The organism is Roseateles sp., assembly GCF_052436255.1.
Taxonomy (GTDB): domain Bacteria; phylum Pseudomonadota; class Gammaproteobacteria; order Burkholderiales; family Burkholderiaceae_C; genus Pelomonas.
Genome location: NZ_JBQVNP010000003.1, coordinates 22651 through 39453, shown reverse-complemented (window position 1 = coordinate 39453; position 16803 = coordinate 22651). Strand labels below are relative to the sequence as shown.

The 16803-nt window shown below is 65.7% G+C and carries 15 protein-coding genes; 7 read left to right on the top strand and 8 right to left on the bottom strand.

Annotated elements, in window-relative coordinates; translation table 11 throughout:
- Window positions 1-15: 15 nt before the first annotated feature.
- Genes ACT6S0_RS01320 through ACT6S0_RS01300 form a run of 5 tightly spaced genes read left to right on the top strand, consistent with a single transcriptional unit; the run spans window position 16 to window position 4546 of the window.
- Window positions 16-606 (top strand): type IV pilin protein, encoded by a 591-nt coding sequence (locus ACT6S0_RS01320; RefSeq protein ID WP_444762113.1) that lies wholly within the window; start codon window positions 16-18, stop codon window positions 604-606.
- Window positions 606-1079 (top strand): pilus assembly FimT family protein, encoded by a 474-nt coding sequence (locus ACT6S0_RS01315; RefSeq protein WP_444762112.1) that lies wholly within the window; start codon window positions 606-608, stop codon window positions 1077-1079. Before ACT6S0_RS01320 ends, ACT6S0_RS01315 begins: the two co-directional genes overlap by 1 nt.
- Entirely contained in the window at window positions 1073-1801 is a 729-nt protein-coding gene (locus ACT6S0_RS01310; RefSeq protein WP_444762111.1) for a PilW family protein, read from the top strand. Before ACT6S0_RS01315 ends, ACT6S0_RS01310 begins: the two co-directional genes overlap by 7 nt.
- Window positions 1802-1814: 13 nt before the next feature.
- On the top strand, window positions 1815-3299 hold the full coding sequence (locus tag ACT6S0_RS01305; RefSeq protein ID WP_444762110.1) for a pilus assembly PilX family protein: 1485 nt from the start codon (window positions 1815-1817) through the stop codon (window positions 3297-3299).
- Window positions 3300-3310: 11 nt separating this feature from the next.
- Window positions 3311-4546 carry a type IV pilus modification PilV family protein gene (locus ACT6S0_RS01300; RefSeq protein ID WP_444762109.1) on the top strand — a complete coding sequence of 412 codons (1236 nt, stop codon included), beginning with the start codon at window positions 3311-3313 and terminating at the stop codon, window positions 4544-4546.
- Between the two features lie 23 nt (window positions 4547-4569).
- On the opposite strand, the gene ACT6S0_RS01295 is transcribed toward ACT6S0_RS01300, so the two are convergent.
- From ACT6S0_RS01295 to ACT6S0_RS01280, 4 genes are read right to left on the bottom strand one after another with little or no spacing between them, the layout of a single operon-like run.
- On the bottom strand, window positions 4570-5283 hold the full coding sequence (locus tag ACT6S0_RS01295; protein WP_444762108.1) for an ABC transporter ATP-binding protein: 714 nt from the start codon (window positions 5281-5283) through the stop codon (window positions 4570-4572).
- Between the two features lie 14 nt (window positions 5284-5297).
- Window positions 5298-6083, bottom strand: coding sequence for an ABC transporter ATP-binding protein (locus tag ACT6S0_RS01290; RefSeq protein WP_444762107.1), 786 nt, complete (start codon window positions 6081-6083; stop codon window positions 5298-5300).
- A gap of 16 nt (window positions 6084-6099) precedes the next feature.
- Window positions 6100-7185 (bottom strand): branched-chain amino acid ABC transporter permease, encoded by a 1086-nt coding sequence (locus tag ACT6S0_RS01285; RefSeq protein WP_444762106.1) that lies wholly within the window; start codon window positions 7183-7185, stop codon window positions 6100-6102.
- A gap of 13 nt (window positions 7186-7198) precedes the next feature.
- Window positions 7199-8122, bottom strand: a complete 924-nt coding sequence (locus ACT6S0_RS01280) for a branched-chain amino acid ABC transporter permease (protein WP_444762105.1) — start codon at window positions 8120-8122, stop codon at window positions 7199-7201.
- A gap of 309 nt (window positions 8123-8431) precedes the next feature.
- Between ACT6S0_RS01280 and ACT6S0_RS01275 the strand changes: the two genes are divergently transcribed.
- Window positions 8432-10285, top strand: coding sequence for a sensor histidine kinase (locus ACT6S0_RS01275; RefSeq protein ID WP_444762104.1), 1854 nt, complete (start codon window positions 8432-8434; stop codon window positions 10283-10285).
- Window positions 10278-11618 carry a sigma-54-dependent transcriptional regulator gene (locus tag ACT6S0_RS01270; RefSeq protein ID WP_444762103.1) on the top strand — a complete coding sequence of 447 codons (1341 nt, stop codon included), beginning with the start codon at window positions 10278-10280 and terminating at the stop codon, window positions 11616-11618. The genes ACT6S0_RS01275 and ACT6S0_RS01270 overlap by 8 nt, the downstream gene beginning before the upstream one ends.
- Here ACT6S0_RS01270 and ACT6S0_RS01265 read toward each other — a convergent pair.
- From ACT6S0_RS01265 to ACT6S0_RS01250, 4 genes are read right to left on the bottom strand one after another with little or no spacing between them, the layout of a single operon-like run.
- A complete protein-coding gene (locus ACT6S0_RS01265; RefSeq protein ID WP_444762102.1) occupies window positions 11615-12511 on the bottom strand; it encodes an amino acid ABC transporter substrate-binding protein in 897 nt (298 codons plus the stop codon). The genes ACT6S0_RS01270 and ACT6S0_RS01265 overlap by 4 nt on opposite strands.
- Window positions 12498-13793 carry a replication-associated recombination protein A gene (locus ACT6S0_RS01260; RefSeq protein ID WP_444762101.1) on the bottom strand — a complete coding sequence of 432 codons (1296 nt, stop codon included), beginning with the start codon at window positions 13791-13793 and terminating at the stop codon, window positions 12498-12500. Before ACT6S0_RS01260 ends, ACT6S0_RS01265 begins: the two co-directional genes overlap by 14 nt.
- Window positions 13790-14395, bottom strand: coding sequence for an outer membrane lipoprotein chaperone LolA (gene lolA / locus ACT6S0_RS01255; protein WP_444762100.1), 606 nt, complete (start codon window positions 14393-14395; stop codon window positions 13790-13792). The genes ACT6S0_RS01260 and lolA overlap by 4 nt, the downstream gene beginning before the upstream one ends.
- 9 nt (window positions 14396-14404) lie before the next feature.
- A complete protein-coding gene (locus ACT6S0_RS01250) occupies window positions 14405-16792 on the bottom strand; it encodes a DNA translocase FtsK (protein ID WP_444762099.1) in 2388 nt (795 codons plus the stop codon).
- Between the last annotated feature and the right edge of the window lie 11 nt (window positions 16793-16803).

Genomic DNA, 16803 nt, shown 5'->3' with positions numbered 1-16803 from the left:
TTCGACAGAAGCCGCATGCCTGGCCGGCTATCGGCCGGCTTCTACCGACCAGCGTCGCAGCGCTCATTCGTGCAATATGCACACTGCGAATTAGGGGGTCAGGGGCCAGACTGTGGGCGCTACTTGGAGTCTGGCATGACCATAACAAGGCAAGTTCCCTCTTCGCTTCGCCGCAGGTCGCGGCACAACGGCTTCACACTGGTCGAGTTGATGGTGGCAGTTGCCGTGATCGCGGTGCTCGCTGCCATTGCCATCCCGAATTACACGAGCTACACGCTCCGGTCGCGTCGGGCCGACGCCATGCAATCGCTGGCACTCTTGCAGCAAGCCCAGGAACGTTGGCGCGCAGCGAACCCTGCCTATGCAACCAATCTGACGGCGGCCTGGCCTGGCGGCCTGGGGCAGACGTCGGTTTCCTCTGGCGGCTACTACAACATCGCCATCAGCAGCTCCGGCGCATCGGCCCCCACCGGCAGCGCCTACTGGGCCACGGCTACCGCGGTTTCGGGCAAGAGCCAGGCCCGCGACACCGACTGCGCCACGATGACGATCAGCGTCAACAACGGCGCGGCGAGCAATCGGCCGGCGGCCTGCTGGAGCAAGTGATGCGACGGGGTCATCAAGCCGGATTCACGCTCACCGAGTTGTTGATCGTCGTTGCGGTGCTCGGCGTCATAGCGGCCGTTGCCCTGCCGTCGTATATCCAACTGATCGAGCGCAAGCGCTTGGAGGGCGCGGCCAACGAACTCAGCGCAGACCTTCAATACGCCCGATCCCAGGCCGTATCGGACAACGACATCGTCACATTGGCGTCCCTCAGCGCGACGGCTTACAGGATCTCGCGCGAAAGCCAGACCTACAAGACGATCATCTTAGGCAGCGGGCTGAGCGTGACAAGCGACGCCAGCATCCCCTTCCTGGCCTTGCGCGGTTGTACCAACGCCACCTGTTCGGCGGCCGACCTGAGTATCACCGTGTCCAACCGCAGTGGTTCTCTGCGTGCGATGGTCAACCGCCTCGGGCGGGTGTCCCTTTGCGCTCCTGACGGACCTTCTATTGGCGGGTACCCACCATGCTGAAGCTCATGCGGGTGTGTGGTCACAGGCAAGCGGGCCTGTCGCTGGTGGAGCTGATGATCGGAATGACGATCGGCCTGGTGGTCGTGGCGGGCGCCACCAGCCTGTTCATTGGCAACCTCGGCAGCAGCCGCCGCCTGCTGATCGAGGCGCGCGTCAATCAGGACCTTCGCGCCGCTGCAGATGTCATCGCGCGGGATTTGCGGCGTGCAGGTTATTGGGAGAACTCGATCGCGGGCACGGTCACAACGGCAGCCGGCATGCTCGCCACGCCCAACCCCAACGCCGCCGCCAGCGCGACCGGCACCACCGTGATCTACAGCGTCGCCAGAGACAGGGCCATCTCGCCGGCCCGCTGCGCGGCAACAGGACCTTGCACCGACAACGACCGGCAGGCCGATGAGCAGTTTGGTTTCATGCTCGACGCCGGCGCCATCAAGATGCGGTTGGGCGTCGACGCCTCGGGCGACGGCATCTGGCAACCCATGACCGACCCGGGAATCGTCACGATCAACCGGTTCGTGATCACGCCAACGGAAACACCGCTGAACGTGGCCAACGCCTGCGCCAAGCTGTGCACCGGCGCGTCTTGCCCTCAACTGTTCGTGCGCAGCTATGGGCTGCTGCTTCAGGGAACCGCCGTCGGAGACGGCGGCGTCACCCGCGTACTCCAAGAGACCGTGCGCATCCGCAACGACCACACAACGGGCAGTTGCCCCAGCTGATGAAAGGCAAGCCATGGTGACCCCACCCCATGCTGCACATTCCCAGAGAGGTGCGGCGGCCATGGTGACATCAGTTTTGCTGATGCTCATCGCGTCGCTGGTGCTGTTCTATCTCAACCGAAGCTTGATCTTCGAGCAGAAAACGTCGGCCAACCAGGTGCGTTCCACGGTGGCCCATGAGATCGCGGAAGCCGGGCTCGAATGGGTGACCGGGATGATGAACGCGCCCTTCGACATCAACACCAACTGCAACCCGCTCAGCACGACCAACCTCTCGTTCCGCAAGAAGTACCTGCAGACCTACTGGAACCGCGCCCGTCCAGACCCGGCCAACGCCTCGGAGAGCGGCTTTTACGATTTCTACGACAGCACCACGGCCATCGTGCCGGTGCGCAAAACGTATCCCGGTTGCAAGATCAACGGCACTGCACTGACCTGCAGTTGCCCGGACCTCAATGCTTCCACCACGCCCCTGAACTACACCACCGGTGAGACTCAAGAGTCCGCGGCGGTGTATCCCGCAGTCGGCACGGTGGCATTGCCGGCATTTTCAGTCGCCTTCGCGCCAGTTCGTGCCGCCTTTCCGCCTGCTGATCACCCCAACCAACATGATCCGGAGGCCGTACTGGTCACCGTCACCGGATGCACCGCGACAACCGGAGATTGCCGGCCCGGTACCGCCACTGGGGCCGGAGGGCCCGATGGCGTTGCCACCGTCTCGGCAATCATCAAGCTGCGGCCGCTGCTGCGTGCCGGGCCGGCCGCCGCCTTGACCTGTGGCGGCAGCTGCGCCCCCGGCGGGTCCTACAACATCTACAACACCGATCTGAGCACCAACGGCGTCACCATCAACGCTGGCGGCACCGTCACCCTGGGCTCTGGGGTCACCACGGCGAGCATCCCGGGCCTGCCGCCGGCCAATGCGCTAGTGACTGGCGATAGTTCACTCGCCAGCTTGGCCAGCTCTGACCCGACTTGTGGCAACTCCGCCATGTTCAAGGCATATTTCGGCTCGACCATTGAAGAATATTCGGAATCCACGAACGTCAAGTCGATACCGAATTGCACCAATGCCAGCAGCTGCGGGGCCAGCGTGGTTGCCGCGTACAACGATGGTTGGCGAAATTTCTATTTTCCGGACGGTGTCTCGCTCAACAACAGCTCCGGCCTCCCCGGCGGCGCGCTGGGGGAAGCGGACAGACCCGTAACCTTGGTGACACCGGCTGCGTTCAATATCAATGGGAACATCAGCGTGTATGGCGTCGTGTTTTCAAACGATGCCAACGTGAACGATCTTGGCACTGGAACAGCCAATATCTATGGCGGTATCGTCGCCTGCCGAAATCAGCAAAGCAATGGCAACGGCACCATTGCATATGACGCCAAGGTCATGCGCGGCATCCGGCGTGATTCAGCCGGTGCGGTGCGCGTACCCGGAAGCTGGACGGACTCATGCAAATTGAATGGCGCCCATCCCCCTGCGCGCACTTGCAGTTAAGGAGACCGGAAATGAACACCCGTCGCGCCCGGCCCCAGGCCGGATTTACCATCGTCGAAGCATTGGTGGCCCTGGTCATTGTCGGGTCCGGACTGCTCGCGCTTGGGGGCATGCAGCTGGCCCTGTCGCGCAATGCCGATGTGTCAAAGCAGCGGACCGAAGCCATGCGCCTGGCGCAGGACAAAATGGAGAGCTTGCGTTCTTTCACCCACCTGGGTTCAGCCACCGGCGGCTGGGCCGCGCTGGCAGGAGGCAGTGACACCATCAGTGGCTATGACGTGGGTAACGATGTCACGGTCAACACCAACGCGAGTTTTGCGCGCACTTGGAGCCTTGGGGGTGTTGAGGCCGATTCGCAGCGATCCGTCAGCGTGAGCGTTGCGTGGACCGACCGCGCTGGCGCCGTTCAGAATGTCACGCTCTCTTCCGTCATCGCGCGCGTGGACCCCAAGGCCGCCGGGTTTCTCGCTTTTCCCTTGCCCAATAACACCAATTTGAAGCGACCCAAGAATCGCAATTTGAATATTCCCATTCAGGCGCGCGATCTCGGAGATGGCAAGAGCGCCTATCAACTTCCGGCAGGTTTCGCAATCGTGTTCAGCGACGTGACGGGTTACGTTGTCGAAAAATGCGCGACTGACGACATCACCGCGGCGAACTACCGATCCGGTAGCGCTGGCTGCAGCACCTACAACGCCTATTTGCTTGCCGGCTACATTTCCGGCGCGGTGAGCAACAGCTCAGGCGGGGCGGCGACAATGCCCACGGGCATCAACACCCACAACTTGACGGGCTGGGATAATTCCGGCGGAAAAACAATCAGCTGTTCCGTGGCACAGGCTAGAGATCAGAATACCGCAGCCCTCATCCCCAACTACCAGTACTATATTTGCGTCATTCCGGTGGCACCGAATGGGGCCTGGTCAGGCCGCGTGAAGCTGGGTGGCGTGAGCACCAGCGGCAACTTGAAGGTCTGCCGCTTTCAGTATGCAGCGACCGATTTCGTCAACGACAATGAGCGCAACGTCCAGGATTACTCCGGCGTGAATGAATCTCTCGACAACCAGAACTACCATATCGAGAATTCAGCAAATGCCAGCTGCCCTACTCTGGGCGCCAGCATTTCAGGCGTGACGGGTGGAAGCGTGACGACGGTATTGCATCAAGATTGCCGCGTCAGCACATTGCCGACGGTAACCATCGGCGGTACTTGTCCCGTAACGGCATTCAACGCCGCCTTACAGTAATACCCGTAGGCGGCGCTTCGCAGTTACTCGCCCAGATATGCAGCACGCACCTTGGGGTCGTTCAGCAGGGCCTTGCCCTCGCCTTCCATCGTCACCTCGCCCGACTCCATGACGTAGCCGCGGTTGGCCAGCTGCAGAGCACGGCTGGCGTTCTGCTCGACGAGCAACACCGTCACGCCCTGCTGGTGGATGTCGTTCACGACCTCGAAGATCTTGTCCACCATGATGGGCGACAGGCCCATGGACGGTTCGTCCAGCAGCAGCACCTTCGGTCTTGCCATCAGAGCGCGGCCCATGGCCAGCATCTGCTGCTCGCCGCCGGACATGGTGCCGGCCAACTGCTTGGCGCGCTCTTTCAGGCGCGGGAACAGGCCGAAGACCTTGTCCATGTCGGCCTGGATCTCGCCGTCCTTGCGGTTGTAGGCGCCCATCAGCAGGTTCTCGATGATGGTCATGCGCGTGAAGGTGCCGCGACCCTCGGGCACCATGACCAGGCCCTGCTTGGCCAGGTCCCAGGCGCCCTGGCCCTTGATGGCCTTGCCGAGGTAGTCGATGCTGCCCGCAGCCGCCGGCTGCAGGCCAGTGATGGCCTTGAGCGTCGTGGTCTTGCCGGCGCCGTTGGCGCCGATCAGCGAGACCAGTTCGCCCTCGTTCACCTCGAAACTGACGCCTTTGACAGCCTGGATGCCGCCATAGGCGACCTTCAAGCCGCTGACCTTGAGAAGGGTTTGTGCCATGTTGTTCGTCCCCTTCAATGGTTCTTGTGGCTGGCGCCGAGGTAGGCCTCGATCACCTTCTCGTTGCGCTGCACGTCATAGGGTGTGCCTTCGGCGATCTGCTTGCCGTAGTCGAGCACCGTGACGCGGTCGCACAGGCCCATCACCAGCTTCACGTCGTGCTCGATGAGCAGGATGGTGCGGCCGTCGTTGCGGATGCGGTCGATCAGTTCGCGCAGCACGACCTTCTCGGTCGCGTTCATGCCGGCGGCGGGCTCGTCCAGCGCGATGAGCTGCGGGTCGGTCGCCAGCGCGCGGGCGATCTCCAGGCGGCGCTGGTCGCCGTAGCTCAGCGTGCGGGCCTTGTAGTCCGCGAACTTGCCGATGCCCACGTACTCCAGCAGTTCCTCGGCGCGTGCCTTGATGGCGGCTTCCTCGGCCTTGAACTTCGGCGTGCGGAAAACCGCGCCGATCAGGCCCGACTTGGTGCGTACATGACGGCCGACCATGACGTTCTCCAGCGCCGTCATGTCGGGGAACAGGCGGATGTTCTGGAAGGTGCGTGCGATACCGGCCTTGGCGACCTGGTGCACGGCCTGCGGCGTATAGGGCGTGCCGCCCAGCACGAAGCTGCCGCCATCCGGCGTGTACAGGCCGGTGATGACATTGAAGAAGGTCGTCTTGCCGGCGCCGTTGGGGCCGATCAGGCCGTAGACCTGGCCGCGCTGGATCTGGATGCCGACGTCGGACAAGGCCTGCACGCCGCCAAAGCGCTTGGACGCGCCGCTGACGTTGAGAACGATGTTGTCGTGGGTGGTCATGATGTTGCTCTCTGCCTCACTTGACGACGGGCGTCGGCGCGGCCTTGCCATGCTCGGGCGCCGGCCACAGGCCGCGCGGGCGCACCAGCATGATGGTGATCATGGCCAGGGCGACCAGCAGCTGGCGCAGGATGGAGGCATCGATGCGCCCCCCCGTCATGTTCTGGATGTCCCCCGCGACATAGCGCAGCACCTCGGGCAGCGCGGCCAGCATCAGCGCGCCGAGGATGACGCCCGGGATATGGCCGATGCCGCCGAGCACGACCATCGCCACGATCATGATGGACTCCTGCAGGCTGAAGGACTCGGGCGACACGAAGCCCTGGAAGCTGGCGAACATCGAGCCGGCGACGCCGCCAAACGTCGCGCCCATGCCGAAGGCCAGCAGCTTGAGGTTGCGGGTGTTGATGCCCATGGCCTTGGCGGCGATCTCATCCTCGCGGATGGCCATCCAGGCGCGGCCGATGCGCGACCGCTCCAGCCGATAGCAGATGACGACGCTGATGACCACCAGGGCCAGGAACAGGTAGTAGTACAGCGTCACCGACGGCAGCGTAAAGCCGCCGATCTCCCAGGACTTGCCGAGGTTGACGCCGAAGAAGTGGAAGGAGTCGATCTGGCCGATGCCGCGCGGGCCGTTGGTGACGTTGACCGGGTGCTCCAGGTTGTTCAGGAACACGCGGATGATTTCGCCGAAGCCCAGCGTGACGATGGCCAGGTAATCGCCGCGCAGCTTCAGCGTCGGCGCGCCCAGCATCACGCCGAACAGCGCCGCGACGCCGGCCGCCATCGGGATGACCAACCAGATCGGCGAATGCAGGCCATCGGGGAAGGCAGCGCGGATGGCCTCGAAGTTCTCGCTCAGGTGCGGGCTGGCCATCAGCGCGAACATGTACGAACCGACTGCGTAGAAGGCCACGTAGCCCAGGTCCAGCAGGCCGGCGTAGCCGACGACGATGTTCAGCCCCAGGGCCAGCAGCACGTAGAGAAGGGCCAGGTCGATGATGCGCACGGGACCGTTGCCGAACTGCTGCGCGAACAGCGGCACGACAAGCAGGCCGACTGCGGCGAGCATGAAGGTGATCAGTTTCTTGGCTTGCATGACGAGACTCCGTTCAGGCGCGGTCCGCGACGCGTTCGCCCAGCAGGCCCGAGGGCCTCAGCGTCAGCACGAGGATGAGAGCGACGAAGGCGAAGATGTCGGCGTAGTGACTGCCCAGCACGCCGCCGGTCAGGTCACCGAGGTAGCCCGCGCCGATGGCCTCGATGAGGCCCAGCAGCACGCCGCCCACCACCGCGCCGGCCAGGTTGCCGATGCCGCCCAGCACCGCGGCCGTGAACGCCTTCAGGCCGGGCATGAAGCCCATGGTGTGCTGCACCGTGCCGTAATTGGCGGCCCACATCAGGCCGGCCACGGCGGCGAGTGCGGCGCCGATGACGAAGGTGGTCGAGATGATGAAGTCAGGCTTGACGCCCATCAGGCCGGCCACGCGCGGGTTCTCGGCGGTGGCGCGCATCGCGCGGCCCAGCTTCGTGAAGTTCACGAGGTACATCAGGCCGGCCAGGATGCAGACCGTCAGGCCCAGGATCAGGCACTGCGTGACGGTGATGACAGGGCCACCGAGGTCGAAGGGGGTGGTCGGCAGCAGCAGCGGGAAGGGCTTGGGATTGGGCTTCCAGATGATCATCGCCAGCACCTGCAGCAGCAGCGACATGCCCATCGCCGTGATCAGGGGCGCCAGACGAGGTGCGTTGCGCAGCGGCCGGTAGGCGATCTTCTCGACCGCGAAGTTCAATATCGAACAGACGACCACCGCACAGGCCAGGCCGATCAGCATCAGGCTCCAGCCCGGCAGGCCGCTGTCGGCCAGCGCGCTGACGACGGTCCAGCTGACCAGGGCCCCCACCATCAGGATCTCGCCGTGGGCGAAATTGATGAGGTTGATGATGCCGTAGACCATCGTGTAGCCCAGCGCGACGAGGGCATACATGCTCCCCAGCACGAGGCCGTTGATGATCTGTTGAATCAGAGTCTCCATAAGGGCTCCAGTAAATTTTGTTGGGCGCAGCATGCGCCACGCGACCTGGGATAAATCGCAACCCTCGTGCCAAAACCCGCTGCTGAGCAGTGTTTCAAGGGTATTCACCGACGGCCTGAAACAGCCGACCGTTTGATCCGGCCCACGGGGGCGCCGCCGGTCGGATTTCACGAGTGTCGAGCAGCCCCAGCTGGGCGGAAATCCGCACAAACCGCACGGCCGGCAGGCGGTTCTCCGCCAGCCCCTAAAAAACCCTCGCAGGCCATGTCCATGCCAGCCTGGCGTGGGCAAACTACACGGCCCTCTGCCATGGCCGTGTCCGACTCCTTCCGCCCCCGCGCGCTGCGCCTGCTCCGGCTGCTGAGCCGGCCCGGCTTCCATCTTTTCCTGACCGGCCTGTTGATGGTGCTGGGCTTCGTGCTCGCGCATCGCCTGAGCGAACGAAGCGGCCGCGAACAGCTCTCGGCCCTGAGCACCGAGCGGCTGGAGCTCTACGCCTCCAACCTCGCCGCCGAGCTGGGGCGACATGCGTCGCTGCCCAGCCTGCTGGCCATCGCACCGACGCTGCAGGCCTTGATGCAGGCCCCCGACAGCGCCGGAGCGCGCCGCGCGGCGAGCCAGATGCTGGCCCGCGTCAACGTGCGCGCAGGCACCCACCAGATCCTCGTTGCCGACACCCGGGGTCAGGTCTTGTCCGCCAGCGAGGCGCTGATGCCGCCGGCCCGCCTCGTCGAAGCACTGGCGCAGGGCCGCAGCCACTTCTTCGCCGCCGACCCCAACACTGGCAGCACCGACTTCTACCTGCTGCATCCCCTGCGTCAGGCCGGCGAGCCGGCCGGCGTCATCGTCGTGCGCTTCAACCTCGCGCCGCTGGAGGCGACCTGGGTCGACCTCGGCCTGCGGTCGCAAGGCGAGCGCATCCTCGTGGCCGACGACCAGGATGTCGTCATCATGAGTTCGGTGCAGGCCTGGAAGTACGCCGTGCTCGACCATGCCGACCCGTCACGCCGCCAGGCCCTGCAGGCCAGCGCGCGCTATCCGCAGCCCATCGGCCCCGACCTGGATCTGCCGGCCTCGCTGGAGGTGCACCAGGGCCAGCAGGTGAAGCTGCCGCTGCCCGGATCGTCGGGTGCCAAGCCCATGCTGGCCCAGCAACGCCAGATCGTGCCGCTCGGCCTGCGGCTGGTCGCGCTGTCGGACCTCACCGAGGTGCGTCAGCGCGCCCAGCTCGCCGCCTGGGGAGGCGCGGCCTTCGGCGCCAGCATCGGCCTGCTCGCCCTCTATTTGTCTTCGCGCCGGCGCGCGCTGCGGCAACTAACGCAGGCCCAGGCCGACCTGCGCCAGACCCACGCGCAGCTGGAGCAACTGGTGGACAGCCGCACCGCCGAGCTGCGGCAGACCAACGACGCGCTGAAGACCCAGATCGCCCAGCGCCTGCAGACCGAGGGCGAGCTGCTGCAGGCCAGCAAGCTGGCGGTGCTGGGCCAGATGTCAGCCGGCCTGTCGCACGAGGTCAACCAGCCGCTGACCGCCCTGCGCGCGCTGGCGCGCAATTCCATCCGCCTGCTGGAGACCGGCCGCCAGGACGCCGTCGCCACCAACCTGCAGTTGATGGACGACATGGTCGAGCGCATGAGCCAGATCACCCGGCAGTTGAAAAGCTTTGCACGCAAGGCCGACGAGCGGGTCGAAGGATCGGCCGCGCTGCTGGACTGCGTCCGCAATGCGCTGCTGCTTCTGGAGCATCGCAGCCGCGCGCTGGACGTGAGGACGGAAATCGACGTGCCGGCAGGGCTGCGCGTGCGGGCCGAGGCAAATCGCCTGGAGCAGGTACTGGTCAACCTGTTCGGCAATGCCATCGACGCAATGCAGAACGAGACCGAACGCCGCTTGCGCGTGCTGGTCATCAAGCAGGACGGCGGACGTCGTGCGCTGGTGCGCGTGCAGGACAGCGGCACCGGCGTCGGCGAGGCCGACCTGCAGCGGCTGTTCGAGCCCTTTTTCACCACCAAGCCGGCCGGCGAAGGCCTGGGCCTGGGCCTGGTCATTTCGGCCAAGATCGTGCAGGAGTTCGGCGGCACGCTGCACGCCGAGCGCCTGGCGCACGGCATGAGTTTCGAGTTCGACCTGAGTGTCGACACCTGGGAGCACCAAAATGTTTGAGGGCTACAAGGTCGTGTTCGTCGAGGACGACCTGCCGGTGCGGGTCAGCCTGACGCAGACGCTGGAGCTGGAGGGCTTCACCGTGCAACCCTGCCGCACGGCCGAGGAGGCCCTGCCTCATATCCAGCCCGGCGCGCCCATCGTCGTCATCACCGACGTGCGCTTGCCCGGCATGGACGGCCGCAGCCTGTTGGCCCATGTACAGGCCACGGACGCCAGCATTCCAACCATCCTGATCACCGCTCACGGCGATGTGACGATGGCCGTGCAGGCCATGCGCGCCGGGGCTTACGACTTCATCGAGAAACCATTCGCGCCGGAGCGCCTGGTCGACGTGGCCCGGCGCGCGCTGGACCTGCGCACGCTGCGCCACTCGGCCGACGAGCTGCGCACGCAGCTGCAGCGCGCCAGCGGCATCGAGGCCGCGCTGCTGGGCCAGTCGCCCGCCATGCAGCAGTTGCGTCGCCAGGTACTCAACCTCGCCGGCACGTCGGCCGATGTGCTCATCGTCGGCGAGACCGGCACCGGCAAGGAGCTGGTGGCGCGCTGCCTGCACGACCAGAGCGCGCGCCGCGACCGCCACTTCGTCGCCATCAACTGCGGCGGCCTGCCCGAGGCGCTGTTCGAGAGCGAGCTGTTCGGCCACGAGGCCGGCTCATTCACGTCAGCGGCCAAGCGCCGCATCGGCAAGATCGAGCATGCCAACGGCGGCACGCTGCTGCTGGACGAGATCGAGACCATGCCCATCGCACTGCAGATCAAGCTGCTGCGCGTGCTGCAGGAACGGCGCATCGAGCGGCTGGGCTCCAACGAGGAGCTGCCGGTCAATGTACGCTTCATCGCGGCCAGCAAGTCTGACCTGCGCGAGCAGGCGGCAAGGAACGAATTCCGCAGCGACCTTTACTACCGCCTCAACATTGCGACCTTGACGCTGCCGCCGCTGCGCGAGCGTCGCGAGGACATCCCGCTGCTGTTTGAGCATTTCGTCGCTCAGGCCTGCACGCGCTACGAGCGCGCCGCGCCCGAGCTGACGCCTGAAAAGCTGCGCGAGCTGATGGCCCACGACTGGCCTGGCAATGTGCGCGAGATCCGCAACGCCGCCGACCGTTTCGTGCTGGCGCTGGACGACCTCGACCCACAGGCCGCCCTGCAGGCCCTGCCCTCGCTGAACCTGGCACGACAGATGGACCTGATCGAGAAGACGCTGATCGAGCAGGCGCTGCGCCGCTGCCAGGGCAAGGTACCCGCGGCGATGGAGCTGCTGGGCACGCCGCGCAAGACGCTGTATGACAAGCTGAACCGGCACGGCATCGTGCTGGACAACTTCCGCTAGCGGTACTGCTCCGGGTCCGATGAATCGGTCGGCTTGGCGATGACGCGGCGGAAAGCCGCACTCATCGGCAGCTTGAGGTTGAGTCCTGAAGCCGGTAGCGGCGACTCGAACCAGCGGCGGTAGATGGCGTGGATCTCGCCGCTGCGATACAGGCCCGCCAGCACCTCGTCCACCAGCGCCTTGAAATGCGGGTCGCCCTTGCGCAGGCCGATGGCATAGGGCTCCACAGTCAACGCGGTGTCGGAGATGCGGTAGTCGTCCGCGCCGGGTCCCTGCTGGGCGAGCAGGCTGCGCAGCAGCACATCGTCCATCAGGAAGGCCGAAGCTCGGCCGCTGCGCAGCATCTGGAAGCCTTCGGGGTCGTCCAGGCCGCCGAGGATGCGGATGCCCAGGGTCTGCTGCTCGTTGACCTTGGCCAGATGCTGGATGCTGGTGGTGCCGATGGTCGATGCCACCGTCTGGCCGCTCAGACTGGCCAGGCCTTCCACACGCTCCCTGGAACGCGTCATCAACCGCGTCTCGGCGATGAAGATGGTGAGCGAGAACGCTTGGTGCCGCGCCCTTTCGGCGGTGTGCGTCGTGATGCCGCATTCCAGGTCCAGCGTCCCATTGATGACCAGCGGCAGGCGCGTGGCCGACGCGACCTCGACGCGGCGCACTTCCAGGTCGGGCAGTTGCAGCTTCTGGCGCACGGCCGCGACGATGCGGTCGCAAAGTTCGACCGTATAGCCGGTGGGGCGCAGCTGGGCGTCGAGATAGGAGAACGGCAGCGAGGCCGGCCGGTAGCCGATGACGATGACGCCGGTGTCGCGCACGCGCGCCAGCGTCGGGCCGTCGGCGGCCTGTGCCACCAATGTGCACAGCGCAAGCAGCGCAGCGCTAAGACGCTTCATCGTCCAACCGCCGCAGTTCAGCCAGCTTGTCGGCGATGCGCTGCTCCAGGCCGCGCGACACGGGCTCGTACCAACGTTGGCCTTCCAATCCGTCGGGCAGGTACTGCTCGCCGGCCGCATAGCCACCTGGTTCGTCATGGGCGTAGCGGTAGGCCTTGCCGAAGCCCAGGTCCTTCATCAGCCGCGTCGGTGCGTTGCGCAGGTGCACGGGCACCGGGCGCGTCTGGTCCTGCTTGACGAAGGCCTTGACGGCGTTGAAGGCCTTGTAGACGGCGTTGGACTTGGGTGCCACGGCCAGGTAGATGACGGCCTCGGCCAGCGCCAGCTCGCCCTCGGGCGAGCCCAGGCGCTCGTAGGTGTCGGCCGCGTCCAGCGTGATGCGCAACGCGCGCGGGTCGGCCAGGCCGATGTCCTCGCTGGCCATGCGGACGAGGCGGCGCGCGATGTAGCGCGCATCGACGCCGCCGTCCACCATGCGCACGAACCAGTACAAGGATGCGTCGGGGTTGCTGCCGCGCACGGACTTGTGCAGCGCCGAGATGACGTCGTAGAACTGGTCGCCGCCCTTGTCATAACGGCGCAACTGCTCGCCCAGCGTGCGTTCCAGCAGCGCCTCGTCGATGAGCTGGCCATTGGCGAGGGACGCAGCCGATTCGAGTGCGTTGAGCAGACGGCGGGCGTCGCCGTCGGCGTACCCGATGAGGCGGTCGGCCGCTTGCTGGGTTGGCGGCGCAGTGCCAAGCTCGGCCGCACCGCGAACGATCAGCTCGCCGAGTTCCTCGGCGTCCAGGCTCTTGAGCACCTGGACCTGCGCGCGCGACAACAGGGCCGAGTTGACTTCGAAGCTGGGGTTCTCGGTCGTCGCGCCGATGAAGGTGAACAGGCCCGATTCGACATGCGGCAGGAAGGCGTCCTGCTGGGCCTTGTTGAAGCGGTGAACCTCGTCGACGAAGACCACCGTGCGGCGGCCTTGCTGTGCGGCGATCTGGGCGCGGTCGACAGCCTCGCGGATGTCTTTGACGCCCCCGAGCACGGCGGAGATGGCGATGAACTGCGCGTCGAAGGCACCGGCCACGAGGCGCGCCAGCGTCGTCTTGCCGACGCCGGGCGGGCCCCAAAGGATCATGCTCTGCAGCCGCCCGGCCTCGAAGGCCGCGCGCAGCGGCATGCCGGGGCCGAGCAGGTGGCGCTGGCCGATGACCTCGTCCAGCGTCTTCGGCCGCAGTCGCTCGGCCAGCGGGGGCGCGGGCGGCTCGGCGTCGAAGAGGGACGCTGTGCTCACTGTTCGATGAGGTCGGCTCCCGCCGGCAGCTTGAACTGGAAGCGCTCGGCAGACACCGGCACATTGGCCTGCACGGCACTGAAGTCCAGCCGCGAGCGCTGGCCAAAGCCGTCGACGATCTCCATCGCCGCCAGTTCCTTGGCGCGAAAGCCGAGCTTGAGTGACTGGATGGTCGAATCGGCCTGCTTGGGCGTCGCCTGCACCCAGTCGATGCCGCCCTCGCTGGGCTGTGCCTTCAGCGCAAAGTCACGCTCGATGTTCGTGCCGGCGAGCAAAGCGGCCGGCGTGGCGCCCAGCGCTTCGGCCAGCTTGCGCGAGCTGGCCTGGTTCAGGTCGGCGTCGTAGATCCAGACCTTGGTGCCATCCGCCACGATGACCTGCTCAAACGGCTTGGCATAGGCGAAGCGGAACTGGTTGGGGCGCTGGAATTCGAAGCTGCCTGATGAAACCTTTTTGCGCTTGCCATCCGGCGACGTGACAGTCTGCGTGAAACTGGCCTTGCCACTCTTCACGTCGCGGCCGAAATCGCGCAACGCGTCAACGGCGTCCGCATGCGCGGCGCCCGCAATGAGCAGCATCAGTGAGCACAGGAGTTTTTTCATTCGTCTCAATCACTCGTCACGCTTGGGAACGATCAGTTCGCGGCTGCCGTTGGAAGCCAACGCGCCGACGAGGCCGGAGTTCTCCATCTGCTCCAGCAGCCGCGCGGCGCGGTTGTAGCCTATGCGCAGATGGCGCTGCACCAGCGAGATCGACGCCTTGCGATGTTGTAGGACGATGGCCACGGCTTGGTCGTACATGGGGTCGGCTTCACCCGCAGCTTCACCGGGTGCGGGCGCTTCGCCGTCGATGCCGTCGAGCACGCCGCCTTCGAGAATGCCTTCGATGTAGTTCGGTTCACCCTGGGACTTGATGTACTCCACAACGCGGTGGACCTCGTCGTCGCTGACAAAGGCGCCGTGTACGCGGATCGGCAAGCCGGTGCCCGAGGGCATGTAGAGCATGTCGCCCATGCCCAGCAGGGCCTCGGCACCCATCTGGTCGAGGATGGTGCGGCTGTCGATCTTGGAGCTGACCTGGAAGGACAGGCGCGTGGGGATGTTGGCCTTGATGAGGCCGGTGATGACGTCCACCGATGGTCGCTGCGTGGCCAGGATCAGGTGGATGCCAGCCGCGCGCGCTTTCTGCGCCAGCCGGGCGATCAGTTCCTCGATCTTCTTGCCGACGACCATCATCAGGTCGGCTAGCTCGTCGATGACGACGACGATGAAAGGCAGGCGCTCCAGCGGCTCCGGCTCCTCGTTGTTCAGCGCGAATGGGTTGGGGATGCTGACGCCGTTGGCCTTGGCCTCGTCGATCTTCTTGTTGTAGCCGGCCAGGTTGCGCACGCCCATCTTGGACATGAGCTTGTAGCGCCGCTCCATCTCGCCGACACACCAGTTTAGCGCGTTGCTGGCTTGCTTCATGTCCGTCACGACCGGCGCCAGCAGATGCGGAATGCCCTCGTAGACGCTCATCTCCAGCATCTTGGGGTCGATGAGGATGAGGCGCACATCGCGGGCCTCGGCCTTGTAGAGCAGGCTGAGGATCATCGCGTTGATGCCCACCGACTTGCCCGAACCGGTCGTGCCAGCCACGAGACAGTGCGGCATCTTGGCGAGGTCGGCCACGATGGGCAGGCCGACGATGTCCTTGCCCAGGCCCATGGTCCGTTGGGATGCGGCGTCAGCATAGACCTGCGAGCCGAGGATCTCGGACAGGCGGATGGTCTGGCGGCGGGCGTTTGGCAGCTCCAGCGCCATGTAGTTCTTGCCCGGAATGGTTTCGACGACGCGGATGGACACGAGGCTCAAGGAGCGCGCCAGGTCCTTGGCCAGGCCAACGATCTGCGAGCCCTTGACGCCGGTAGCCGGCTCGATCTCGTAGCGCGTGATGACCGGCCCGGGCGACGCGGCGACGACATGCACCTCGACGCCGAAGTCGCGCAGCTTCTTCTCGATCAGCCGGCTGGTCATCTCCAGTGACTCTGGCGTCACCGTCTCCTGGCGGCCCGGCGCGGCGTCCAGCAGGTCGACCTGCGGCAGCTTGGCGTCGCCGGCATCGATGAACAGGGTCTGCTGCCGTTCCTTGGCGACGCGCGTGGACTGCGGCACTTCGACGACCGGCACCTCGATAACCAGCGGCGCATGTTCGGCTTCGACCTGTCGCTCGATCCGGCGCTCGACCTCGACCTCCTGCTCGCGCTCCTTCACCGCCTGCTCGCCGAACTTCTGGTCGGCCTTGAGTTCGCGTTTCTCGAGGTACTGCTCGCGGAAATGCTCGATGCGCTCACCGATGGATTCAGCCAGCTGCCCCCAGGAGAAGCGCAGCGCCCAGGCCATGCCGGTCAGCAGCAGCACGATCCAGACGACGCCCGAGCCGGCGAAACCAAGGCTCTTCATGCCCAGCGGCCCCAGTGTGTAGCCGACGATGCCGCCCGCATGTCCAGGCAGGCGCGGTTCGACGGCATAGAGGCGGCTCCATTCCAGCGCGCAGCTCGCGGCAATCAGCAGCAGCACGCCGGCCCACCAGCGCAAGCGACGGCTCCAGCGCACCGGCTCCAGGGCGTCATGCCGCAACAGCCCGGCCAGGCCGCGCAACCAGGCGCGCAGAGCCAGCAGCGGCAGCCACCAGGCCGAGAAGCCGAACAGGAACAGCAGGCTGTCGGACACCCAGGCTCCGAACGAGCCAACCCGGTTGCCGACGAGGTCGCGCTGGCCGCTGGTGCTGAAGGCGGCATCGCGCACATCATGCGTGGCCAGCGCCAGCACCAGCAGGGCGAGCAGCATGGCCGTCAGCGCCAGCCAAAGTGGCGTGCGCAGCAGCCTCGACGCCACCGAAGGCGGCGCTACGGCGGGCCTGGGCGCCTGGCGGCGCGTGGGTTTGGCAGGGCTGGCGGCTTCGCTGGCGGCCCCGGCGGCATCCTGGCCGCCCAGCAGTGAACCGAGGGGAAAACTCATCCCCGCATTGT